Source organism: Rhizobium sp. BR 317 (assembly GCF_047445835.1).
Lineage (GTDB): Bacteria > Pseudomonadota > Alphaproteobacteria > Rhizobiales > Rhizobiaceae > Rhizobium > Rhizobium paranaense.
The window spans coordinates 163,678-186,544 of the sequence record NZ_JARWLB010000004.1; the positions used below are offsets into that span (position 1 = coordinate 163,678).

General features: G+C 60.1%; 23 protein-coding genes. 11 read left to right on the forward strand and 12 right to left on the reverse strand.

The features are described 5' to 3' along the window. Positions 1-43 precede the first annotated feature (43 nt). The 6 genes from QD357_RS08180 to QD357_RS08205 all read right to left on the reverse strand — a co-directional run bounded on the left by QD357_RS08180 (position 44) and on the right by QD357_RS08205 (position 7,092). Complete coding sequence (locus tag QD357_RS08180) at positions 44-1,486, reverse strand: HlyD family type I secretion periplasmic adaptor subunit (protein WP_107108879.1); 1,443 nt, start codon at positions 1,484-1,486, stop codon at positions 44-46. After that, positions 1,483-3,228, reverse strand: a complete 1,746-nt coding sequence (locus QD357_RS08185; RefSeq protein ID WP_107108880.1) for a type I secretion system permease/ATPase — start codon at positions 3,226-3,228, stop codon at positions 1,483-1,485. Before QD357_RS08185 ends, QD357_RS08180 begins: the two co-directional genes overlap by 4 nt. Before the next feature lie 125 nt (positions 3,229-3,353). Next, complete coding sequence (locus QD357_RS08190; RefSeq protein WP_107108881.1) at positions 3,354-3,926, reverse strand: PE-PGRS family protein; 573 nt, start codon at positions 3,924-3,926, stop codon at positions 3,354-3,356. Positions 3,927-4,322: 396 nt separating this feature from the next. Further along, positions 4,323-5,429, reverse strand: coding sequence for a hypothetical protein (locus QD357_RS08195; protein ID WP_107108882.1), 1,107 nt, complete (start codon positions 5,427-5,429; stop codon positions 4,323-4,325). A gap of 128 nt (positions 5,430-5,557) precedes the next feature. Then, entirely contained in the window at positions 5,558-6,076 is a 519-nt protein-coding gene (locus QD357_RS08200; RefSeq protein WP_107108883.1) for a GNAT family N-acetyltransferase, read from the reverse strand. A gap of 20 nt (positions 6,077-6,096) precedes the next feature. After that, positions 6,097-7,092, reverse strand: coding sequence for a LysR family transcriptional regulator (locus QD357_RS08205; RefSeq protein WP_107108884.1), 996 nt, complete (start codon positions 7,090-7,092; stop codon positions 6,097-6,099). A gap of 121 nt (positions 7,093-7,213) precedes the next feature. Here QD357_RS08205 and QD357_RS08210 point away from each other — a divergent pair, with 121 nt between their 5' ends. Beyond that, complete coding sequence (locus QD357_RS08210; protein ID WP_107108885.1) at positions 7,214-8,614, forward strand: MFS transporter; 1,401 nt, start codon at positions 7,214-7,216, stop codon at positions 8,612-8,614. A 92-nt stretch (positions 8,615-8,706) separates the two neighbouring features. Here the strand turns inward: QD357_RS08210 and QD357_RS08215 are convergent, their stop codons facing one another. Both QD357_RS08215 and QD357_RS08220 read right to left on the reverse strand, forming a co-directional pair. Beyond that, positions 8,707-9,975, reverse strand: coding sequence for an RNA polymerase sigma factor (locus QD357_RS08215; protein WP_107108886.1), 1,269 nt, complete (start codon positions 9,973-9,975; stop codon positions 8,707-8,709). 31 nt (positions 9,976-10,006) lie between these two features. Next, positions 10,007-10,402 (reverse strand): YciI family protein, encoded by a 396-nt coding sequence (locus tag QD357_RS08220; RefSeq protein ID WP_107108887.1) that lies wholly within the window; start codon positions 10,400-10,402, stop codon positions 10,007-10,009. A gap of 430 nt (positions 10,403-10,832) precedes the next feature. On the opposite strand from QD357_RS08220, the gene QD357_RS08225 reads away from it, so the two are divergent. Both QD357_RS08225 and QD357_RS08230 read left to right on the forward strand, forming a co-directional pair. Further along, positions 10,833-11,210 carry a VOC family protein gene (locus tag QD357_RS08225; RefSeq protein ID WP_107108888.1) on the forward strand — a complete coding sequence of 126 codons (378 nt, stop codon included), beginning with the start codon at positions 10,833-10,835 and terminating at the stop codon, positions 11,208-11,210. Positions 11,211-11,398: 188 nt separating this feature from the next. Then, the gene (locus tag QD357_RS08230) at positions 11,399-12,163 is read left to right on the forward strand and encodes a phosphatase PAP2 family protein (RefSeq protein ID WP_107108889.1); all 765 of its coding nucleotides are present in this window, start codon (positions 11,399-11,401) and stop codon (positions 12,161-12,163) included. A gap of 23 nt (positions 12,164-12,186) precedes the next feature. Here the strand turns inward: QD357_RS08230 and QD357_RS08235 are convergent, their stop codons facing one another. After that, a complete protein-coding gene (locus tag QD357_RS08235; protein WP_107108890.1) occupies positions 12,187-12,597 on the reverse strand; it encodes a response regulator in 411 nt (136 codons plus the stop codon). A 256-nt stretch (positions 12,598-12,853) separates the two neighbouring features. On the opposite strand from QD357_RS08235, the gene QD357_RS08240 reads away from it, so the two are divergent. Beyond that, positions 12,854-14,515, forward strand: a complete 1,662-nt coding sequence (locus tag QD357_RS08240; protein ID WP_107108891.1) for a phosphoethanolamine transferase — start codon at positions 12,854-12,856, stop codon at positions 14,513-14,515. 66 nt (positions 14,516-14,581) lie between these two features. Here the strand turns inward: QD357_RS08240 and QD357_RS08245 are convergent, their stop codons facing one another. Then, complete coding sequence (locus QD357_RS08245) at positions 14,582-14,959, reverse strand: cupin domain-containing protein (protein WP_107108892.1); 378 nt, start codon at positions 14,957-14,959, stop codon at positions 14,582-14,584. A 211-nt stretch (positions 14,960-15,170) separates the two neighbouring features. Between QD357_RS08245 and QD357_RS08250 the strand changes: the two genes are divergently transcribed. Beyond that, a complete protein-coding gene (locus QD357_RS08250; RefSeq protein ID WP_107108893.1) occupies positions 15,171-16,211 on the forward strand; it encodes an LLM class flavin-dependent oxidoreductase in 1,041 nt (346 codons plus the stop codon). A 37-nt stretch (positions 16,212-16,248) separates the two neighbouring features. On the opposite strand, the gene msrB is transcribed toward QD357_RS08250, so the two are convergent. Next, on the reverse strand, positions 16,249-16,737 hold the full coding sequence (gene msrB, locus QD357_RS08255; RefSeq protein WP_107108894.1) for a peptide-methionine (R)-S-oxide reductase MsrB: 489 nt from the start codon (positions 16,735-16,737) through the stop codon (positions 16,249-16,251). Between the two features lie 203 nt (positions 16,738-16,940). Between msrB and QD357_RS08260 the strand changes: the two genes are divergently transcribed. The 3 genes from QD357_RS08260 to QD357_RS08270 all read left to right on the forward strand — a co-directional run bounded on the left by QD357_RS08260 (position 16,941) and on the right by QD357_RS08270 (position 18,579). Beyond that, positions 16,941-17,696, forward strand: a complete 756-nt coding sequence (locus QD357_RS08260; protein ID WP_107108895.1) for a COG4280 domain-containing protein — start codon at positions 16,941-16,943, stop codon at positions 17,694-17,696. Next, entirely contained in the window at positions 17,693-17,899 is a 207-nt protein-coding gene (locus QD357_RS08265; protein WP_107108896.1) for a hypothetical protein, read from the forward strand. The genes QD357_RS08260 and QD357_RS08265 overlap by 4 nt, the downstream gene beginning before the upstream one ends. Positions 17,900-17,997: 98 nt before the next feature. Then, on the forward strand, positions 17,998-18,579 hold the full coding sequence (locus QD357_RS08270; RefSeq protein WP_107108897.1) for a histidine phosphatase family protein: 582 nt from the start codon (positions 17,998-18,000) through the stop codon (positions 18,577-18,579). On the opposite strand, the gene QD357_RS08275 is transcribed toward QD357_RS08270, so the two are convergent. After that, positions 18,554-19,981, reverse strand: a complete 1,428-nt coding sequence (locus tag QD357_RS08275) for a PLP-dependent aminotransferase family protein (protein WP_107108898.1) — start codon at positions 19,979-19,981, stop codon at positions 18,554-18,556. The genes QD357_RS08270 and QD357_RS08275 overlap by 26 nt on opposite strands. A 94-nt stretch (positions 19,982-20,075) precedes the next feature. Here QD357_RS08275 and QD357_RS08280 point away from each other — a divergent pair, with 94 nt between their 5' ends. The 3 genes from QD357_RS08280 to QD357_RS08290 all read left to right on the forward strand — a co-directional run bounded on the left by QD357_RS08280 (position 20,076) and on the right by QD357_RS08290 (position 22,710). Beyond that, positions 20,076-20,759: a pyridoxamine 5'-phosphate oxidase family protein gene (locus QD357_RS08280; protein WP_107108899.1), complete on the forward strand. Its 684-nt coding sequence runs from the start codon at positions 20,076-20,078 to the stop codon at positions 20,757-20,759. Positions 20,760-20,794: 35 nt separating this feature from the next. Beyond that, entirely contained in the window at positions 20,795-21,457 is a 663-nt protein-coding gene (locus QD357_RS08285) for a GNAT family N-acetyltransferase (RefSeq protein ID WP_107108900.1), read from the forward strand. 251 nt (positions 21,458-21,708) lie between these two features. Beyond that, positions 21,709-22,710, forward strand: a complete 1,002-nt coding sequence (locus tag QD357_RS08290) for a sterol desaturase family protein (RefSeq protein ID WP_107108901.1) — start codon at positions 21,709-21,711, stop codon at positions 22,708-22,710. The last annotated feature ends 157 nt before the right edge of the window (positions 22,711-22,867 follow it).

A 22,867-nucleotide genomic window follows, 5' to 3' on the forward strand; every position in this document is an offset into this window, starting at 1 on the left:
ATATTCGCGTCGCATTTCCGAGTCTTCTGCTTCGGAGCTCACTTCAATCCTCACGAAACGCTCTGTTGAAGCTATCCAGAAGCGGTCTGATTGCATAAAACGCGACACTGCTCTTGCCCGTTTCGATCAATGTTTGGGCGGGCATGCCCGGAACCATCGCGACATCGTGCATCTTCGCCAATCGTTCGTCTGTCACGCGGATCGTCGCTGCATAGTAGGCCTGACCGGTCTGCTTATCGACAAGGCGATCCGCGGAGACATAGTCCACGATACCTTTCAGCAGCGGAACCCGCCGCTGATTATAAGGTAGAAGATGAACTTGTGCATCCAACCCCGGTCGCACCAAATTAATATCCTCCGGCCGGACATGGGCCGATATCACGAGATGGGCTTCGCGCGGTACCAGATCGACAAGTGGTTCACCCGCGCCGACCACGCCGCCTGCCGTATGAAAATGCAGGTCCATGATCACCCCGTCCTCGGGCGCCCGGATTTCGGTTCTGGCAAGCTGATCGTCGATCGCCCGCAAACGTTCGCTCAACTGCAGAATCTGACTTTCCGTGTCGCGCAGACCCTGAGCGACCTCATTCAACCGATCGCTCTGCAGCTTCACCAGATTGGCCTGCGCCTCGCTGATCACCTGATAGGCACGCGATATCTGGGCGTCCACCTCACCAGCCTGACCATCGATGTCGGCCTTCTCACGCCCGAGATTGAAAATCCTGCTCTTTCTCTCCGCCCCTTTGGAAACGAGGCTGGTGGCCGACTCCATCTCCTGCCGGGAGATCTCGGCCCTGTCGGCAAGCGATGCCTTCTGCGCGCCGAGACCCATGATCTCCTGCTGAACCTGCCGCATCTTCTCCTGCGTGATCCCGATCTCGGATTGCATCACCTGGCGGCGCGTCTCGAATATCCTTTGCTGCCCCACCATGATGGCTTTGACCGACGGAGTGTCGTTCATCAACGCTATAAGGTCCTGTGGGAAGGTGATCTGGTCGGTGCCACTCTCTTCGGCAACCAGGCGCGCATGCATGCCCTCGGCGTCCCAGAGCTGCCCTTGAACGCTATCCCGTTCCGACCGCGACTTCGTATCGTCAAGTTCGATGAGCACCTGCCCCGAAGTGACGGCGTCACCGTTCTTGACGAGAATCTGTCGTATGATTCCGCCCTCCAGATGCTGGATGGTCTTGCGGCTGAACTCCGGCTCCACGACACCCGACGCCACCGCCGCGCTCTTCAGCGGAGCCAGGAGCGACCAAATCCCGAAACCCAGAATGAACACGCAAATCAGCAGATTGCCCGTCCGCTTCACTGACCGTAGTACCGGCATCGGCGACGGCGGTGCCAGCCTCATGAAATCGGTATCGACGACAGGGGCATAGCTCAGGAACTTCTTGGCCGCTTCCAATCGCTGTGCAGACCGGCTGCTTGGGTTTGACGCGTTTATGAATTTGGCTGAAGCGCCGGAAGGAAGGACGGTGGTCATGACGCAGCCTTTCCTTCCAGTGTCTGCGCCGGCGCCGGCGACGGCGGGCGAAGATAGGTGTCGTATATATGCTCGCTCTCCCCAAACGCATTGACCATGCCATTGCGCATGATCGCGATCTTGTTGGTGATGGGCAGAACTCCCATCCGATGGGTAATGATGACGACGATCATTCGTCTGGATCTCATGCGTTCGATCGCGTTGTACAGGATGCGTTCGCCCTCATAGTCCAGACTGGAATTCGGATCGTCGAGCACCACGAGCGAGGGATTTCCGTAAGCGGCGCGTGCCAATCCGAGCTGCTGCCGCTGAGCGCGCAGCAGCAAGTTCCCACCCTCGCCGATGTCGGTCTCGTAGCCCTGCGGCAGCCGCATGATCGTTTCGTGCAGTCCGACAAGCTTGGCCGCTTCGATGGCCCTGGTGGGGTCCGCGCCGTCCAGGCGCCCGATGACGTCCTTGATGGCTCCGCCGAAAAGTTCGATATCCTGTGGCAGATAGCCGACATGACGAGTATCGCCGCAAAGGCGCAGCGCGGAAATGTCGACGCCGCCCAGAAGGGTGCATCCGCTTGTCGGATGCAGGACGCCGGCCATGATGCGGCCGAGCGTCGACTTGCCGGATCCTGACGGGCCGATGAGCGCCATGCAATCACCCGGCAACAGGTGCAGCGTGACGCCCTTCACTATGGGCCGATCAGCAAACTGCAAGGCGTAGCCGACATTGTCCAGGATGAGGCCACTCGGATCGGGAACAGGGATCGTTCTGGGATCCTCCTGCGTAGACACAAGGATCAGCATCTTGTTGAGACGATTGAAGGAGTTGCGCGCAAACGCAAACGAGCGCCATGCGCCGATCGCGCCCTCGACGGGTGCAAGACCGCGGCCGAGCAACAGGCTTGAGACAAAGATGATACCGGGGCTGCTGTTATCCGCGAGCACCAGCCAGGTGGCCGCTCCCATGACCAGAATCTGGGTTAGTGTCCTGATGGATTTCGAGAACCCCAGAATGATCTCGGTGCGGTGCATCGCGGTGTCCTGGGCTTTTCTGGCCCTCTCGGCATCGCGGTAGACGATCTGCGCCGCACCGTCCTGCATTCCCATGGCACGGATCACCTGAATATATCGAAGAGCCGTCGCAAGCCGCATGTAGCTCCGCGACAGCGCAAGATTCGCCTGTGCGATCGGCTGCTGCGTCGCCAGTTCCGTCAGGAGGGCGAGCGACAGGAGAGCGACTGCGCTCAGAAGGCCGATCACGCCCAGCAGAGGATGAACGAGAAAGAGCAGCAGCAGGAATACCGGAGCCCAGGGAATATCGAAAAGAAGTGCACTTGCCGGTGAATCGAGGAACTGACGCAGCGAGGCAAGGTCGCGATAACAATCGGCCGCAACACTGGTATCCGCACGGGACGCGTATTCGAATGAAGCGTTCAGGACGTCCGGACGCAGACGATGGTCCAGCCAACTGCCGATGCGTGAAAGCGCTGCTCTGCGGACGATATCAAGGGTGGATCCGACCACCACCGCAACGGCGACGATGAGTGTCAGCATCACCAGCGTATCGACGCTGCGGCTCGACATTACCCGGTCGTATATTTGCAAAAGATAGATGGAAGGGGCGAGAAGAAAGAGATTATAGCCGCTGCTATAGAGAAAGACCAAGCCGAAGGCCCCGGCGCAGGCCCGTAGTGCCATGACCAGTTGAGTTTGCTGGCGCTGGGGTTGTGCAAGATTTGTTGGCGTCATCAGATCTCGCAGCTCCGGATTATGACAAGGCGAATGCTTGGTCGAACTGTCATAAATACGAGGATCGCTGGCCTGAACCTGCGATCCTCAGGACCCGAATTAACGGGCCGGTTGGCATAAATCGATCACGTACCGAGGTGGTGCACGTCGATGCTGCCGCCGAAAGAATTGTCAAAATGATCGAAAGCATTCGATACGGCCGTGCTGAGGGTGTCCGTATGAACCAATGCCGTCGAGATGCTGCCGCCCTCGGCCAGGTTGCCGTTACCGCCATTACCACCGGCGCCGGACACGATAGTGGCATGCTGGTCGACAAACGACTGGGTGGTTTGCGTAGCTGTCGTGGCTGCAGAAACCGCTGCTACGTCGCCGCCGCTCACAGAGCCTTGGCTACCGTTCGAAGTGGCGCTCCCGCCAGCTCCACCGGTGCTGGTGAGTGCTGAAAACGCGGCGTTATAAGCTTGGGCCAATCCGCCAGCTCCGCCACCGCCGGCATCCCAGTCAGCCGTCTGATGAACGTGATCGCCATTATGGAGATCAGTTGAGGCGCCGTAGACGTCCTGGTAGTTATTGACATAGGCACTGGGATCATAATGGATATTACCATTGCCGTATCCATCGCCGCCATTGCCGGCATTTGCGTTGCCTGCAGACGGATCGGTGAGATTGATCGTGTCAGTTATCTGTGGAATAGGCATAGTGTAGCTCCTCTCCTATTCGGTCCGAAAGTCTCCCACGGCCCGATGCCGGTACGTCATTACCTGGCAAGAAAACCGCTTGCAGACAGTGCTCGCAATTCAACCGGTGAACCAGCCGGATATTCGGAGATGTCCCTTTGGGTGGGGTATGGCCGGGAAAGAGGATGTATCCCAAATGGTTATGCCGAAATAACAGCAGGCACGGGGCTCGCAAAAAGGGGGCATGCTCTCTACGAACGCTTCCGTTGAGAGTTGGAACGCGGAACTGAAATGATCTGCGCGTGTTCCTGCGAACACGCGCTTCTGACGCAATTTCTACAAAAGTGCTGAGCGGCTTTTCCATCCGCAACTGCGAAAAAACAAAAGATAAAGCAGTCTCTGAAAGGCTCAGCCGATCTAGGTGTGCATGAAATTGAGGATGTCATCGACGAGAGCCGAATGGGCATCCGTCAGGTTACCCTCACCGCCGTGACCGCCTATGCCCGCCAGTTGCAGCGTATGCTGATCGGTGAGGACATGGTCGATCTGCTGGGCGTCGGCCGTGCCGCCGGCCGGAACAGCAATGTTGATCGGATGGAAATATCCGAGGCTGACATCGACCAAACTGCCGGTCGAAGATCCCGATCCGCCGCCGCCACCCACGCTGTGTCCGGTGAAGATCGTGTCCGACGACAAGTTGAAACTACCGCCATTGCCGCCGATACCCGCCATCTGGATACCGCCCTGGTCGAAAACCACATCGTTCGTCTGGTGGGCTTCCGCCGAGCCGCCAGCAGCGCCGATCGCGATGTTGATTGGCGAAAAAATGGCGACGTTCACATCGATCATACTGCCGATGAAGTGGCCATCGCCACCATGGCCCGCATAGTTGTCACCGTTGAAAATGAGTGTATTTCCGGCGTTTGAACCGCCGCTCTCCGGCCCCCCGCCGGCAGCCAGATTATGGTCGCCGCCCGAGCCGCCGACGCCGCCGATCTGGGTTGCACCTTGCAGAAACGCTGCGTTGTTCGTCTGTTCCGAATGCGCGACGGATCCCTCACCGCCAGCGACGGCGGTATTCACCGGAGCGAAGACGGCAACATCGGAGCTCACGATACCGCCGAAAAACAGGCCGTTGCCGCCAGTTCCGGCATGGTTGACGGAGGTGCTGCCGATACCGCCGAGCGCGACATTGCCGCTGCCGCCATCGCCGCCTAGGCCGGCCATTTCGGTAGAGTGTTGATTGATAAGCGCACCATTGCCCTGAAAGGCGTCTACTGTCGAATGAGGGCCGGCTACCGCCGTGTTGGATGGGATGAAGATCGCGAGGGGATTGCTGCTGATAAGGCCGGTCGCGATTCCGTCGCCGCCGCTTCCTGCGGAATTGACGTTCTGGTTCGATGCAAGATCCAACGGCATCCATGTCGGAACCAGCGCCAGATGTCCTGCACCGACACCGGAGAGCACGTTTTGACTCATGCTCGCGTTGGACGCGTCTTCCCCTGTCAGACGAGTTTCCGTCATCGCGGTCTCCCCCTTGCACTCTCGCGCATGGCGCGGATTGTCGAACCCCATTGTGGAATGGGACGGGCAAAAAGAAGAGCCTGCAATTCGTCTACGCCCATATGGGCGGGATGACAGCCGTTTGGCGGTCATCCCATTTGGCCGCAAGCCGTGAGCGCAAAGAGATTGGTCGGCGCACCGTGCAGCATGACTTCACGCTCGAAAGTGAAGCCGCATTTTTCCAGCACATGTCTGGAAGCGGCATTGGCCGAGCGGACGAGACCGATCATCCGTTCGGCATGCAAGCTGTTGAACGAGAAAGATAAAACATCATCTACCAATTCGGTCGCATAGCCCTGTCCCCAGCTATCCGGATGCAGGTGATAGGACAGGTTGAGACCGTCGAATTCCTTCGACACCGTCACGCCGCCGAAGCCGATCAGCCTGCCATCCGCCTCGACAGCCCAGCGACCGAATCCGTGATTACGCCAATGCTCCATGTCACGAGAGAGACGTTGAGCACTTGCGTCCCGCGTATCCGGTGTGGGATCGGGCCGATGCGCAACGAGTTCCGGCCGGGCAAAGAGGTCCGTCACGAAATCGAGATCCGCCTCCGCGGGCATGCGCAGCAGCAGGCGTTTCGTGTGTCTGACCAAAGGTGATGGCATGGGGCCGCTCTCTTGAAGCTTCACACTGCCTCAGCCAAAGGAACCTGGTCGAAGCAGCAGGCAGCCGTGGAAACGCCCATGCGGCACCCGGATGCTTGCAATGACTCTGCCGCGATTTCCACGAACAGCCGGCGGAACCAAACTGCCCGGCTGTCCGTCCGGTCAACGCGACGGTAGAGCATCGTCACCGGCTCGGCCGGCAGATCAAGCGGCGGCTCCGAAATGGTGAGGCCATGAAGCTGGGCCATGCAGCGGGCAATGGATTCCGGGATCGTGGCAATGGCCGGCATTGCCCGCAAAACCGTCGGCAGAGCCGAAAAGCGCGGCACCGTCGCCACCACCTGCCGGCGATCGCCGGTGCGGGCGAGAGCAATATCGACGTTGCTCGATGTATTGCCTTCAAAGGACACGGTGACGTGAGCGGCGGCGACAAAATCCTTGAAGCTCAGCGGCGCGGTCAGCCTTAGCTGGTGAGGGTCGTAGATACAAACCGATGCCTGCTCGAACAGCGGCGCGCGAATATGCCAGGATGCCGGCTCGTCATGCACCGAGACGCTGAAATCATAGGCGCCCTCGTCCAGCAAACGCCCGGCGTCACGCTTGTCGAAAGCCACGCCGATCAAACGCGCCCCTGGCGCCTGCAGCCGCAACCGCGCCACCAGCGGGCCGAAGAAAGCGGATTCGAGATTGTCGCACATGCCGACGCGGAACTCGCCCTGCCAGCTTGCCGGGTCGAAGGCCGTTGGCGGGCGGATGGCGCGTTCGATGCCCGAAAGTGCATCCTCGATGGCTGGCGCAATGGCGAGTGCGCGCGGCGTCGGCTGTAGACCCCGCCCGACACGCACGAACAATTCGTCATCGAGCGTCTCGCGCAATCGACGCAGCGCAGCCGACAGGCCGGGCTGGCCAAGCAGCAGGCGCTCGGCAGCGCGGCTCACATTCCGTTCCTGCATGAGCACGGAAAAGGCGAGCAACAGATTGAGATCGATTTTTCGAAGCGTAGCATCATTCATCATCACCAGTAATACCTGGCATGGTTACTATCAATTTGCAATAGGGTTAGAAGCTGTACATTTTCTCGTTCCCTGCCGCCCGCCAACCTCCCGAGAGACGGCAGCATAGGAAGGAACGATTCCGATGACTTATTCCAAATCACGAAGTGGGGCCGGGCTGGCATTGCTGCTGCTTTGCGCCGCCAACTTCCTGGACGCCATGGATGTCTCCACCATCGGCGTGGCCCTGCCCGCAATCCAAACCGAGCTCGGCATACAGGCGACATCGCTGCAATGGGCCGTCAGCGCCTATGTGCTCGGTTATGGCGGCTTTCTGCTGCTCGGCGGCCGCGTTGCCGATCTTTTCGGCCACCGCCGCGTCTTCCTCTGGTCGCTTGGCGTCTTCGCCGCCGCCAGCATCGCCGGCGGGTTCGTCGACAGCGCGCCGACCTTGATCGCTGCACGCCTGATCAAAGGCATTGCCGCAGCCTTCACCGCGCCGGCCGCGCTCGCCCTACTGCTGTCCGTGTTTGGAGAAGGAAGCGCCCGCGCCAAGGCGCTCGGGGTGTTCTCCTCTACTGGCGCCGCCGGCTTTGTGCTCGGCATGGTGCTTGGCGGAGCCGCAACCATCATTAGCTGGCGGGCGACGCTGGTCATGGGAGCGCCCGTTGCCATCCTCGCTCTGGTGCTTGCGCCCTTCGTCCTGCCTGCCGATCATCAGCGGACCGGGCCGCGGCCTCACTTCGACTGGGCCGGTGCGCTGACGATCACGCCCGGATTGCTGCTGTTCGTCTTCGGCATCACCAACGCCGCTGCCGCCGGCTGGCAGGCATTTCCCACCTGGGGAGCATTGGTCGCGGCGCTGGTCCTCATCCTGCTCTTCCTGCTGGTCGAAGCGCGGCACAGGGATCCGATGGTGCCGCTTGCCATCTTCCGGCGGGCAAAGCTCAGCCATGCCAACGCCATCGCCGCGCTCTTCCAGGGCGTCTATGTCGGCTTCCAGTTCATCGCGACGCTCTACTATCAGGACGTCGTCGGCTGGTCGGCTTTCGCCACCGGCTTCTCCTTCGCCTTCGGCGGCGTCTGCGTGATGTTCCTCGCACCGCGATTTGCGGCGATCGGGCAAAATCGCGGCACGACCGGCCTGATGACGCTTGGTGTCGGACTGCAGGCTATCAGCTATGTCTTTTGGGTCCTCTCGGTCGGAAATATCAATCCGATCCTGCTCGTCGCCGTCTCTCAGCTATTGCTTGGCGTCGGCTATGCCATGACCTATCCGTCGGTGCAGGTGGCGGCACTGTCCGATGTCGAAGACGATAAGTCGGGCCTGGCCTCCGGGCTGCTGTTCGCCTCCTTCCAGATCGGCGGCGGCATCGTGTTGGCAGCCGCATCCGCCATCTTCGGCGCGGCACCAAGCTTCGGCTGGAATCCCTATATCGCCGGCACCGCCTTCGTCGCGATATTGGCCGCTACGGTGACATTGCTGGCGGCGGTCGGCCCGAGGACATCGACATCGCGTTCGAATGTCTATCAGGCGGCGGAATAGTCGGCGTCGCGAGTACCCGCATCACCTCGGGTGCGGGTACTCGTCATCAGCCCAGCTCCGATCGTCCCGAAGCGGATTGTCGGAGGATGCCATTATGACAACAGCGATGCCGCCTCGGCGGCACGCCGCATCAAGAGGTCGCGTTCCCGCTGGTTTCCGGCCAGAGCAGCGGCCGCCTCGAAAGCGGCTTTAGCCTCCCCGTAGCGGGCGAGTTTTTGGAGCAGATCACCGCGAACGCTCGGCAGCAGGTGATATCCCCTGAGCGCCGGCTCATCTGCGAGATGATCCACGATCGCCAGCCCCGCCTCCGGCCCTTCCGCCATGCCCACCGCGACCGCGCGATTGAGTTCGATGACCGGCGAAGGCATAAGCGCCGCCAGCTCCCCATAGAGCCTAGCAATACGTAACCAATCCGTCGCATCGGCCGTTCGAGCCTCCGCGTGGCAGGCGACGATTGCCGCCTGCAGTGCATAAGCGCCGCCCGCGCCGCCGAGGTCCCGCGCCCGTGCAAGTGCCCGCAGTCCCCGCCGGATCTGTAGCTGATCCCAAAGGGCGCGGTTCTGTTCCAGCAGAAGGATCGGCTCACCGACGGCATCTGTGCGCGCGGCGGTGCGTGAGGCATTCAGTTCCATCAGCGCCAGCAGCGCATGCGCTTCGGGCTCATTCGGTGCAATGGAGGTGAGGATGCGGCCCATGCGCAACGCTTCGTTGCAGAGCTGCGGCCGCAGCCAGTCCTCGCCGCGCGCCGCCGTATAGCCCTCGTTGAAAATCAGATAGACGACCTCCAATACGGAGGCAAGCCGTTGCGCGAGTTCCTCGCCGCCGGGGGTCTCATAGGCCAGCCCCGACTCCGAAAGGGTTCGTTTGGCGCGGACAATGCGCTGGGCAATCGTCGCCTCCGGCAGCAGAAAAGCTCTGGCAATCTCCTCTGTCGTCAAGCCACAAATCATCCGCAGCGCCAATGCGACGCGGGCTTCCCGCGATAGCAGCGGATGGCAGGCGGTGAAGACGAGACGGAGCAATTCGTCGCCTATGTCATCGTCGAGGGCAGCGTCTACATCGGGCATGGCCTGCTGCTCCTCGTCCATATCCAGGGCAATCATCTCATGCTTGCGCTCAAGCATCGGGCGGCGGCGCAGATGATCCAGCGCCCGCCGCTTGGCGGTCGCCATCAGCCATGCACCCGGCCTTTCCGGAACGCCGGTCTCGGGCCACCGTTCCAGCGCCGCCAACAGCGCTTCTTGAGTGAGGTCCTCCGCCAACGGCACGTCGCGCAGCATCCTTGCCAAGCTGGTGATCAGCCTGGGCTGCTCGATCCGCCATACAGCCAGGATCGTGCGGTGGGCGTCGGCGGCCGTCACGGCCGCCCGTCCCTTCTTTCAGCCATTCGCCTCAAGCGACCGCGACCGCGACCGAGTGTGCGCTGCATGGGTTCATATCCGGCGTGAAGAACGGACGAACCTCGCAGGTGCCTTCCCAGCCCGGCATGTGATCTATGTGGAGCTGCATGAATTCGACCGTCAGCGCCAGAGCCTCCTCCTTGTTCTGAAATTCGAAGATCGCATAGCCGCCGACCACTTCCTTGGCCTCGACGAACGGGCCGTCGACGATGACGAGCTTTCCGTCTTTGATGCTGACGCGGGCTCCGGTTTCCATCGGCATAAGTCCGGCGGTATCGATCATGCGGCCGGCCTTGATCTCGCGATCGGCGAGCTTGCCGATGGCTTCCATGAGCTCCGGCGTCGGCATGCCCATTTGAGCAGAAGTGATGATAGACATGAAACGCATTTGACCATTCCTCTCGAGCCGAGCCGCTGGCGCCATTGCCGCGAAATTGTCTCGCTCAATACGACGACGAAGCAACCCTTCGGAAATCGACAGACGATTTGAAAAAAATGTGCGGCTGAGTTGCCAAGTCTTGATTGTGAGTCAAGCGGATTGATCAAACGCCCCACGAAAGCCTGCAATTCGTCGAAATCCATCAGCACCGCCACCCTATCAATTCTAGTTGTGTGCAGGCAATCTGCCCAATGCAGAGAATCGAGCGCGTCTCGTGCACAAGATCCCAAATGGGCGCCTGCCACTCTTCATTGACTTCAAACGGTCGTTGAAAGATGGTTGGATCCAACATCCGAAGCCATTGGATTTTGAAGGGATGTCGTACCCTTAGCCTTGGCAATCATGAGGCCGAGGAAGCGGATAATAGGAGCCTGCATTTATGTTCGATCATGTCTCGATTGGCGTCAAAAGCCTGGAAAGAGCACGGCAATTCTATGATGCGACGCTAGCGCCGCTCGGCTATGAGCGGCTGTCGAATTTCGACGGCACGGTCGGATATGGCGCTGAACGGGCACAGTTCTGGGTCATGGAGGTGGAGCACCCCGTTCCGGCGGATCGCGGCTCCGGCCTGCATTTCTGCTTCGTCGCACCAAGCCAGGAGGCCGTCGACGCCTTTTACGCCGCCGGGCTTGCCAATGGCGGCGAAGACAACGGCAAACCGGGCATCCGGCCTGACTACAGCCAATTCTATTACGCAGCCTTCGTCATCGATCCCGACGGCTATCGTCTCGAAGCCTATTTCCAGACCGGCGAGTGACGGGCGCGCAAAGCAAGATAACAATGCTGCCCGTCGAGAAGACGAACCGCACTTCCTAAGCATCTGATGTTTCAGGCTGCTGTCAGGCTTCTACCGTAGGGAAAGCTGGGCGAAGATCGTTAGCGCGTTTCGCGAGAGCCGAATCTCGCCCTATTCCTATATGCGATGACGGAAAACGGCCTTTCCTGATGTACGACAATTATGCTGCTTACCCCAAAAGTGCTGCGCCGTTCGGCAAGCCGCTTGCCTCTTTCCTGGCGCTGTCGGCACTGTGGTGTTTGCTCCTTCTTCTCTTCAACAGATTTCCCGAGATCGATATTTCCGTCGCCCGCAGCGTCTTTACGAGTAAGCCTTGTCCGTGGACCGATTCGGCCGACGACATCTGCGGCATGTTTGCCTACGACAAGGATCGGCCCTTCGTCATCCTGCGCTCGATCACGCTCGTTTTACCCTATATCGCGGTGATCGTGCTGCTTGCAGTTCCCTTCCTCTCCTGGAAGAAACTCGGACCCAACTGGCGCACGCCGAAAATCGATCAGTGCATGGCGGCGCTGTTGTCGCTTGCGATTGGCTGTGGCCTCATCGTCAACTTGATCCTGAAAGCCTTCTCCGGCCGGCCGCGCCCCCGCGATACCGATCTCTTCGGTGGAGCGTTGGATTTCGTTCAGGCGGGCTCGTTTGCCGGCAAGTGCCTCAGGAATTGTTCCTTCGTTTCCGGAGAGTCGTCATCGGCCGGATGGCTTCTCTGTCTCGCCCTGCTGCTGCCGCCACGCTGGCGTCTTCCTCTAGGGGTGCCCCTCGCCGTGACATCGATTATGATGCCGACGATGCGTGTGCTGACCGGCGCGCACTATCTGTCCGACGCAGTCCTCGGTTGGCTTTTGTCGCTGGTCATGTTCGCAGCCATGCTGAGCGTTTTCGAGTTCTTCAACTCCAGATCGCAGCAGCATTGAGGAGAGGATTGTGGCTGCGCCGTTCAGCCGACTTTCGGAAGAACGTGCGAGCGGCAATTTCCCGGTTTTCCTTTGCTTGAAGGCGTCGTTGCCTTGCGGATGCGGGCCGCGAGTTCGCCGAGCCCGAACGGCTTTATGAGATAATCGACCGCACCGATGCTCATTCCGGCCATCTGATCCGATAGCTGATCATAAGCGGACATGATGATCACCGGCATCGAAGAGACCTTCGGCCCCATATATCTTAGCAATTCCAGGCCACTTCCGTCCGGCAGGCGAAGGTCGAGAAGAACAACGTTATAAGCTCCGGCCGAAACCGCCGCCATCGCGGACCGCAGGTCCATCGACCAATCAACTGCCCAGCCTTCGGCAAGCAAATGATCCTGCACTGCATTGCCGATGGTGGCATCGTCTTCGACCAGCAAAATCCGCACGACTTCTCCCTTATGCAAGAGATGAAGCTATGATCGGGATTTCTGACGGCGACCTGAAATTCGCCTGCCCGCAGGCGGAAAAGAGTAGATAAGGGACAGCGATCGCCAATCAGTAGTGCACAAACGAATATCGTTCAGGTAAATGTCAGCAACGGTGGGCACGGTCCCGCGCTTTAAAATAGTCAAAGTCGCGTCCTATGCGCTGCGGTTTACGGTTTCCCGACCCGCTTTTCAGGAAACGCCTTGGAGAAAAACATTGAACGATAAAAACATCCAGCCTGGCCGGCAAAGCGTCCGGCCAGCAATCGGCAGCGTCACTCTTTGCCTTTTAACCACGATTTATATCCTTCTTGTGACGAACCAGACGTTTTGGACCAAGGCCTACGGTTATTTTATTGCGGAACCCACCGCCTTTGCCGCCTTCGCCATTGGCATCGCCGCGGCCATCATGGCGCTCTTCACGTTTTTCTCCGCCAAATACCTCACGAAGCCGATCCTGATTTTCTTCGTTCTCGTGGCGGCGGTGTCCTCCTGGTTCAACGATCAGTTCGGGGTCATCATCGACAAGGAGATGATTCGCAATGCGGCGGTATCGACGGGTGCCGAGGCCGGCCATCTGATCACGCTGCGCTTTGCGACACATGTGCTGCTGACGGGCGTTTTACCCTCTCTGGTGATTGCGTGGGTGCGCATTGCGCATCGTCCCCTTCTCAAGAAGCTTGCTCATAATACCGCTGTCATCCTCTCCTGCCTCGCCGTCTTCGTGATCGCAGGCACCAGCTTCTACAAGACGTTCGCAGGTGTCGGCCGTGCGCACCCCGATCTCGTGGATATGCTCAATCCAGTCATGCCGATCACCAGCGCCGTGCGCTACGCCATCAATTCGCGCAAGGATTCAAGCATCGTCGCGCAGCCTCTGGGCACGGACGCCCACAGGGTTGGCACGAACGACAACGGCAAGCCGCGTGTGACCATCATCGTCGCCGGCGAAACGGCGCGAGCCCAAAACTTTTCCCTCGGCGGCTATGGCAAGATGACCAATCCGGAGCTGGCGAAACAGAATGTCGTCTATTTCCCCAACACCAGCAGTTGCGGGACGGCGACAGCAACCTCGATCCCTTGCCTGTTCTCGGTCTATACGCGGGAGCAATATACCCACCTGAAGGGCCTCGAGACGCAGAACCTGCTTGATGTGCTGACCCATGCCAAGGTCGATGTCTCCTGGCTGGACAATGATACTGGCAGCTATCACGTCACCGACCGCGTGCCCTACACCTATCTGCCGACATCGGCCGATCCCCGCTTCTGCAAGGATGGCGAATGCCTGGATGCGATCCTGGTGGACAAGGTCGATAACTGGCTGGACCATATCAAAGGAGACAGCGTCCTCGTGCTGCACCAGCTCGGCAGCCATGGCCCAGCCTACTACCAGCGCTATCCCGACGAGTTCCGCCGCTTTACCCCCGACTGCCGCGCCAACGATTTCGGCAGTTGCACGCCGGAGGAGATCACCAACGCCTATGACAATACGATCCTCTACACCGATCATATCGTTTCGGCGGTGATCGATAAATTGAAGCAGCGCTCAAACTCGCTGTCCGGCGCGGTCGTCTACTTCTCCGATCACGGCGAGTCGCTTGGCGAGAACGGGATTTACCTGCACGGTACACCATACATCATCGCACCTGCGCAACAGACCCATGTGCCATTCTTGGTCTGGCTGGCCGACGATCTGGCGAAGACCGGCGGCTATGACATGACCTGCCTGGCAAAACGCGCCGCTGACGGCACCCATTCTCACGACAACATCTTCCACAGCGTCCTCGGCCTGATGGATATTGCGACGAAGGTCTACGACCGCAGCCTCGATGTGTTCGCCGAATGCCGTCCGCCGAACAAGCTGGCACAATTGAATTGATGGCTGTCAGCCCCGAATCCGAATTGCGGTCTCGCTAAACCGAAGCCGCAATTCGTCCCACATCCTTCAAAGCCGCGCCGGCTGACGCACCGTGCGCTCATTCTCGACATTGCCGGTGTTGAGCGTCGTATTCCTCTCCAGCAGCGGGACCTCGCATGTCGGCTCCGCGGTCGGGCAATGTTCGACGCCGTGCGGCACGATGATGTATTCGCCGGGGCCGAGGACGATATCGCCGCCATTTTCCTCGCGCAGCTTCATGCGAAGCGTGCCTTTGACAACGAGGAACAACTCGTCCTCCTCTTCGTGATGGTGCCAATGAAAGGCGCCTTCGAGTTTGACTAGCTTGATCTGAAAGTCGTTGATGTCCCCGCAGATCCGCGGGACCCAGGGCTCATTGAACCCCGCAAAGGCCTTCGTGAGATTGATTTTCTTCAGCTCTGACATGCGCCTCTTCCTCCGACGATCGGGTGCCCAGGGACACTATCGACGGCGGCTCCGCCAAACGCAACGGTCCCGGCATTTGGGGCACACCTCCCGCTACCATCACGGCCATATCGAATTCTTCGAAGGAAACCTCCGAAACTTTGCGGATGGTTCGCCTGCGGGAACGCGCGTAAATGCCCACAACGCAATTGCGATAGGCAACGGAAACATCATGACGGCAAACACTGTCGAATTCGGGCTCGATACTTTCGGTGACGTGACGCAGGACGAAAACGAGGCCCCGGAATCTCATGCACAGGTCATCCGCGATGTGATCGAGGAAGGCGTGCTCGCAGACCAGCTCGGGATCGATTTCTTCGGCATCGGCGAGCATCATCGCCAGGATTTCGCGATTTCCTCGCCGGAAACGGTGCTTGCCGCCATTGCCGGCCGCACGTCGCGGATTCACCTCGGCTCGGCCGTGACGGTTCTGAGTTCCGATGATCCCATCCGTGTCTTCCAGCGCTTTTCCAGCCTGGACGCCGCCTCAAGCGGGCGCGCGGAGGTGATCCTCGGCCGCGGTTCGTTCACAGAATCCTTCCCGCTCTTCGGCTTTGAGCTGTCGCAGTATGAAAAGCTGTTCGAGGAAAAGCTCGATCTTTTCGCGGCTCTGCTTTCCAATGAGCCGGTCACCTGGAAGGGAACGACGCGCCCGCCGCTCAGCAATCAACGCGTCTTCCCGACGATCGAGAAGGGTCACCTGAAAACATGGATCGGTGTTGGCGGCAGTCCGGCTTCGGTCGTCCGCGCCGCGCAATATAATCTGCCGCTGATGCTGGCGATCATTGGCGGCAGCCCCTATCGCTTTCGGCCGTATATCGATCTCTATCACAGGGCATTCGCGCAATTGGGCCGCCCTGTTCAGCTGATCGGCATCCATTCGCCGGGCTATATTGCCAATACGGACGATCAGGCCCGCGAGGAGCTCTGGCCGAACTACAAGGCGATGCGCGATCGCATCGGCCGCGAACGCGGCTGGCCGCCGATAACGCGCGACGAATTCGAAAGCGAGATCGAAAACGGCTCGCTCTATGTCGGCTCGCCCGAAACGGTCGCCGCCAAGCTCGCGCCTGTCATCAAGACGCTCGGCATCAGCCGCTTCCAGTTGAAATACAGCGCCGGCACGCTCAGCCACAGCAAACTGATGCGCTGCATCGAACTTTATGCCCAGAAAGTGATCCCCGCGGTACGGGCAGCATTAGGCGACGCCTGATATCCAGAAAAAGGATCACGGTGCTCATTTTCGGCAATCAGGCCGAAATCGCGTGGAATGACATGGCAACGCCGTTCATGCAGTAGCGCAGACCTGTCGGCTTTGGTCCGTCGGGAAAGACATGGCCGAGATGGCCGCCGCAGCGGCTGCAATGCACCGCGGTACGCGTCATGCCGAAGGAATGATCCTCTGTCGTACCGACTGCGCCATCGATCGGCGCCCAAAAGCTCGGCCAGCCGGTGCCGCTATCGAACTTCGTGCTTGAGGAGAAAACATCCTGCTGGCAGCCGGCACAGGCGAAATTGCCTTTGCGCTCCTCGTGCAACAGCGGGCTGGAAAACGGATATTCCGTCCCCTCCTCGCGCAGTACGGAATATTGGTCCGACGTCAGCAGCTTGTGCCATTCTTCGTCGGTGTGGGTAACGGGAAATTTCCCGGCCGCAACGGCTGGGCTTGATGCCAAACCAAATCGAGCCGCAACCGCCCCGAGGCCGGCAGCGATGAGAAGAAGTCGTCTGTTCAACATTCCTGGAACCTCCCGTAGAAGGGACGATCACCTGTCCCGCAAAATATACGGCGCCAATGCGGATTTTGTTACATATCTGCGCGGGAAGCACCGAAACGTGATCATGAATGTGACTTTCGGCATGGTCTTACTCGAAAAATTCGAGCGGCTTTCGGATAAGATCACGCAAAATCAACAGCTATCCGTTATCCAGGATTCACTGCATGAACAGTCTCACACCCATTCTTTCCACCATAACGGCCTCCTTCCTCGGCTCCTTCGTCGAAGTCGTGGAAGCCTTCACCATCGTCCTTGCCGTTGGGGTCACGCGAAGCTGGCGCCCGGCGCTGACGGGTGCCGCTCTCGCGCTTGCGGTGCTTGCGGCCCTCGTCCTGATCTTCGGGCCGCTGCTCGCGCTGGTACCGATCACCACGCTGCAATTCGTCGTCGGCGTTCTGCTGATCCTGTTCGGCATGCGCTGGCTGCGAAAGGCCATTCTGCGCTCGCTCGGCGTTATCGCTCTGCACGATGAGGAAGCAGCCTTCTCCAAGGAAACGGCAGCGCTCCGCCAACAATCCGAAGACCGGCGCGCCGACTATCTCGCCGGCCTTGCCTCCTTCAAGGCGGTGCTGTTGGAAGGCGTCGAGGTGGTCTTCATCGTCATCGCCGTCGGCGGTGCCCATGGCCTGACGCTCTATGCCGGCATCGGCGCCCTCGCCGCCTTCATCTTGGTCATGCTGATCGGCCTGCTGGTGCATCGCCCCCTCGCCACCGTGCCGGAAAACACGCTCAAATTCGTGGTCGGGCTGATGTTGACCAGCTTCGGCATCTTCTGGACCGGCGAAGGAATTGGCGCTGATTGGCCGGGCGCCGATCTTGCGCTTATCGCCATCTTCGCAATCGTTGCCCTGGCGTCCTTCGCCATCATCCGCGGCCTGCGCGGCTCCGTCGGCAAATCCACAGTAAAGGCAGCCCAATGAACGTCATCCGCATCGCCATATCCGAACTCATCGGCATGTTCATCGACGATGGCAGCCTCGCGGCTTTTTCCCTGATCCTGGTGATCATCGTCGCCGTCGCGGTCAAGCTTCTCGGCCTGCCACCATTGATCGGGGGGCTTCTTTTGCTGCTGGGCTGCCTCGCCATTCTGATGCACAGCGTCCGCCGCGCCGTGAAACGATGAGTTGAAATCCCTCTGCAAGCGCTGATATCCTCCCTCGACAGAGCGTCTCGCGGATGCGAAGAATTACGGGAGTTTCAGCGCGATCGAGAGGCGTTCAGATGAGCAGCGCGTATCCGGAAATCTATCTGGTTCGGCACGGACAGACGGAATGGAGCCTGTCCGGTCGGCATACCGGGCGAACCGATATTCCCCTCACCGCCGCCGGTGAAGAAGCCGCCCGCAAGGTCGCGAGCCGCCTGCCCGCCATCGATTTCGCCGCCGTCTGGTCAAGCCCGTCCCAGCGCGCCAAAAGCACCAGCACGCTCGCCGGCTTCGGCGATGCGCGTGTCGTCAAGGACGATCTGGCGGAGTGGAATTATGGTGCCTATGAAGGCGTCACCACCAAGGAAATCCTGGCTCAGCGACCCGGCTGGCAACTCTTTCGTGACGGATGCCCTGACGGCGAGACTGCGGCCGATGTCGGCGCGAGAGCAGATCGGATCATCAGCGAGCTTCGGGAGGTAACCGGCAACGTCCTGATCTTCTCCAGCGCGCATTTTCTGAGGGTCTTCGCCGCCCGCTGGCTCAGTCTGCCGCCGCAAGGTGGCGCACATTTCGTGCTCGACACCACCAGCATCAGCATCCTCGGCTATGAACACGACCTGAGCGAACCGGTCATCCGCCGCTGGAATGAGGTTTGACCAGCTTGGCAATCTTTGCCGCCGCCGCATCCGCCGCCTCGGGCGCCATGCGCGCTATACCGAACAGCAGGCCCTGCCGCGGCGGACCAAGATGCAGGGCAGACATGGAGCGAAGTGCGAAGCCATGGGCATTGATCTCCCGTATGGCCGCCTGATCATCGATGCCAGGGTCCCGGAACCAACTGGCCAGTTGCAGCCCGCCAGTGCCCCCGCCGATCTCGAGCCGATCTCCGCAATGACGGTTCAGTGCCGAAACAGCCGCTGCCATCCGCTCGGCATAGACCGCATTCATGTGCCTCAGATGCGCACGAAAGCGGCCTTCGCGGATGAAATCGGCAAGCGCCGCCTGGATATGGATCGGCACGACAGCCCCTCTCAGCCGCTGCGCGGCCGCAGCCTCGGATACGAGCCAGGATGGCACGACCGCGTAGGCGACGCGCAGGCCGGGTGCCAGCGTCTTCGAGAAAGTGCCGAGATAGGCAACCACTTCGCCGCGATCGATGCCCTGCAGCGCGGCGATCGGGCGGGAGGCATACTGGAATTCGCTATCATAATCGTCTTCCAGCACGACCGAACCATTGGCGCGGGCGAATTCCAGTAGCGCCAGGCGGCGTGGCAGGCTCATCGTGACGCCGGTCGGATATTGATGCGAGGGCGTGACATAAATCAGCCGCGGCGGCGGACCGACCGCTCTGCCGACATCGATACCCGCCTGATCGCATGGCACCGGCACGAGATCCGCGCCCGCCATCCGCAGCAAGGCCTGTGCTGTCTCATAACCCGGCTCTTCCATCCAGGCGACTGTGCCATGCGGACGATCGGGCCGCAGCAGGAGGCGCGCCAGCAGATCGATCGCTGCCACGGTGGAGGGAACGATGAGCAGTTGTTCGGGGCGGGCAATCACGCCGCGTGTGGCGGAGATGTGATCAAGGATCGCCTCACGCAGCTCGCGAATACCGCTGTGAGCGCCATAGCCGAGATCATGCACCCGCAGCGAACGGCCGCGAGCGCCGAGGCAACGTGCCCAGGCAGCGTGCGGAAAAGCTGAGACATCTGGCACGCCCGGCTCGAACAGGCCGCCCGCGGCACCCTCGGCCACCGGCATCGGACTGAGCGGCGTCGACGCAGCTTGCCCATGCAGAGGTGGTGTCGTGAATGCGGCGACGCGGGTCGCAGCACCCGTCGTCGATTGCAGATAGCCCTCCGCCTTCAGCCGCTCATAGGCGTTGACCACGGTGGAGCGTGCGACGCCGAGCGAAATCGCCAGCGTTCGTGTCGACGGCAGCCGCTGGCTCGGCGGCATCTGCCCCTGGAGAATGCGATCGCGCATCACGCGATACACCTGGCCTTCCAAATCGCCCGCCACTCGATCGAGCGTCGGCCATTGTGCGACGGCTGTCATGACATCTCCAACTGGTCTGCAAGAAATAGAAAAACTGGCCGTTTATAACCTACCTCTTTGGCGCATAAACAGAAATGATACCGATGAGGACATCATGGCTGACCTTTACCCGCCGCAGACAGAAGACTATCCGACTACCGAACGCTCACGCGTGCGGCGCGAACATCATCGCGGCAGCCATGCCCGTGCCGATGTCCATGCCATTCTGGATGCCGCGCCCCTCTGTCACGTCGGCTATGTCATCAACGGCGCACCCTATGTGACGCCGACACTGCATTGGCGCGAAGGCGACCATGTCTATTGGCACGGTTCAGCGGCGAGCCGCTTTTTGCGCGCGGCCGAGGATATGCCTGTTTGCCTCACCTGCAGCCTCATGGATGGTTACGTCCTTGCCCGCTCCGCCTTCAACCACTCGGTCAACTACCGCTCCGCCATGGTTTTCGGCACAGCCCGCCTTGTCGACGATGTCGAGGAAAAGGCCGACGCGCTCCGCCGCTTCATCGAAAATCTGTTTCCCGGCCGCTGGGACAGTCTGCGGCCGATGACGCGCCAGGAGGTGAAAGCGACGTCAGTACTGAGGATGGAAATCGACGAGGCGACGGCCAAGGTTCGCAACGGCCCGCCAGGCGATAGCGACGAGGCGGATTTCCCCGTCTGGGCAGGCGTTCTGCCGGTGCAAAGCCATCTGGCCCCGGCGGAAGCGGCGTCCGGATTGCCCGAAGGGATAGAGCTACCCGAACCGCTCGCGGCACTGATACAATCGGGCCGGATTCGATAGATTATTTTTCGCATTTGATACCAAAGGACTTCGACATGAACCTCGAAAATTGGAACGGTGTGCCGCGCCCAGAACGCATCACCCTGGAAGGCTGCTATGTCCGGCTGGAGCCGCTCGACGCGGCCCGCCATGGCGCCGATCTCTACGCCTCGGCCCAAGCGCCTGGAGCCGACGATCGCTTCCGCTATCTGTTCGAGAGTGCACCGGCCGACCTCGCCGCCTTCACGCCCTGGCTCGAAAAAGCTGCCGCCGGCACCGATCCGCTGTTCTTTGCGACGATCGACAAGCGGACGGGCAAGGCCGAAGGCCGGCAGGCGCTGATGCGCATCGATCCCGTGCATGGCGTCATCGAGATCGGCAGCATCCTCTGGGGACCGGCGATCGCCCGCAGCCGCATCACCACCGAAACGCTCTATCTCTTCGCCTCCTACGTCTTCGATACGCTCGGCTATCGCCGTTTCGAATGGAAATGCAACAATCTCAACGAGCCGTCGAAGCGCGCTGCCGAACGTTTCGGCTTCACCTTCGAAGGCATCTTCCGCCAGCACATGGTCGCCAAAGGCCTGAATCGCGACACCGCCTGGTTCGCCATGATCGACGCCGACTGGCCGCGCCTGAAGGCCGGTTACGAAAGATGGCTGTCGCCTGAGAATTTTGACGAGGCCGGGCAGCAGAAAAGCAAGCTGGCATTCGGGTAGAAACGAAGCTTATCGACCTTGCACAGGGGGAGCACGATGATGTGTTCCCCTCAAACCATTCGGAATGCGCCTCGTATCGTCTCGACAACCTCCGTAATCGGCGGCCCGTGCCGACCAACCGCAACACGGCGAGATACAACGCTTCCATCTCGGATTAAAATTTCGCTTCCTCGCCCACAATCCTCGCGGTACATATCGCGCGTATTTTACGCGCAAGCTCACCCGATCGACTAGAATCCGAGGATAATGGCATGACATTTCAAAACAGTTCGCGTCTCTACGCTGCTGTTTCATCCTTGTTGTGGCCGGCAATCTTTTGCGCCGGACTGACAGGCTCTTATTTTGCGTTTCAGTCGCATATGCAGCTCTTTTGGTTCAATGTCGTCTATCTCTCCGCCGTGGCGACGATTGCGCTTTTCGAGCGGCTTATGCCCTACGAGGAGACCTGGCTGGAGCGCGACGGCGAGACGTTTAGCAACATCGCACACACCCTTTTGAGCAAGGGCAGCGTGCAGATCGCGGCAGCCATCGCCACGTCATTTCCAATGGCTGTGGCGACTGTAGCGCAACCTTTTCTGAGCCATCAGGCGCATATTTGGCCGGAGCAATGGCCGATGGCCTTGCAGGTCGTGCTGGGGTTGATCATCGCCGAATTCGGCCTCTATGCGGCCCATCGCCTTGCGCATGAGTACCTGACACTTTGGCGTTTCCATGCCTTGCATCACAGCGTCGAGCGGTTGTGGGTCATCAATACCGGACGTTTCCACATCATCGATTCGCTGTTCAAGATCGCGCTCGGCCAGATCCCGCTCTATCTCCTCGGTGCGCCGCTGCCGGTTTTCCTGTGGATTGGCGCGGTAACCGCGTTTATCGGCCTCCTCACCCATTGCAACATCGACGTGCGTACCGGCCCGCTCGATTGGTTCCTCTCGACGCCACGCCTGCACCGCTGGCATCACTCGAAACTGCTTTCCGAGGGCAACACCAATTACGGCGAAAACCTCGTGATCTGGGACCAGATCCTCGGTACTTACTATAACCCGCCCCGCCCCTCCTCCACGGACATCGGCATCACCGGCAAGGTCGCTAAGGGTTTCCTGGCGCAGCTCGTGCAACCCTTCTCCACCAAGGGACGCAGGCAGATCATTGGGAAAAAGCCGAAGGAACTGGTGGCCAAGGAAGAGCTGGCGGCAAGGAAGGCCGCTCTACGCAAGCAGGCCGACGAGCCGATCCGCAAACGAGCTGAGGGATGACGACCAGCATCCGCTGGTTGGCATCGAAGCGTTAGCCACGGCGAATAGTGCCGCGATGCTCACCGCGCCAGCGATGGCGGGAGGCGTAGACTTTTTTGGTCGAAACCGTCGCCGTAAAATTCCAGGATGCAACCAGTGCTCGGAAACCTATTTCAAA